At 59.1% G+C, this 716-nt stretch carries 1 pseudogene; it reads left to right on the top strand.

The window, feature by feature from the left end:
* Nucleotides 1-716 (top strand): annotated as a pseudogene (locus tag A3712_RS27835) (hypothetical protein); the annotation flags it as partial.

The raw sequence follows: 716 nt of genomic DNA, 5'->3' as shown, positions 1-716 counted from the left end.
TACGCGATCAGCGGCACCGATGTGGTACTGACGCAAGCGGGTGTTGACGCGGTGAATGCAGGCGAGACACTGCCAGCGGTGAGCCTAACGGCGACCGATAGCGACAATGCGACGGCGGTTGACAGCGATACACCAACTTATAACGCTCAAAATGACGGCCCAACCATCGATGTGGTGGCAGAGGCAGCGTTCAATGAAAACGACGCGGCGGTAGATACCGTGGTGGCGACGTTCACGGCGTCGGATGAAGAAGACGGCACACCAAGTGTGGCCTTCACGCCGGGCACAAACACCGATGGTTACTACGCGATCAGCGGCACCGATGTGGTACTGACGCAAGCGGGTGTTGACGCGGTGAATGCAGGCGAGACACTGCCAGCGGTGAGCCTAATGGCGACCGATAGCGACAATGCGACAGCGGTTGACAGCGATACACCAACTTATAACGCTCAAAATGACGGCCCAACCATCGATGTGGTGGCAGAGGCAGCGTTCAATGAAAGCGACGCGGCGGTAGATACCGTGGTGGCGACGTTCACGGCGTCGGATGAAGAAGACGGCACACCAAGTGTGGCCTTCACGCCGGGCACAAACACCGATGGTTACTACGCGATCAGCGGCACCGATGTGGTACTGACGCAAGCGGGTGTTGACGCGGTGAATGCAGGCGAGACACTGCCAGCGGTGAGCCTAACGGCGACCGATAGCGACAATGC

Origin of the sequence: Vibrio sp. HI00D65 (genome assembly GCF_001635455.1) — a bacterium.
Taxonomy (GTDB): Bacteria; Pseudomonadota; Gammaproteobacteria; order Enterobacterales; family Vibrionaceae; genus Vibrio.
This window is presented reverse-complemented; position numbering and strand designations above follow the sequence as displayed.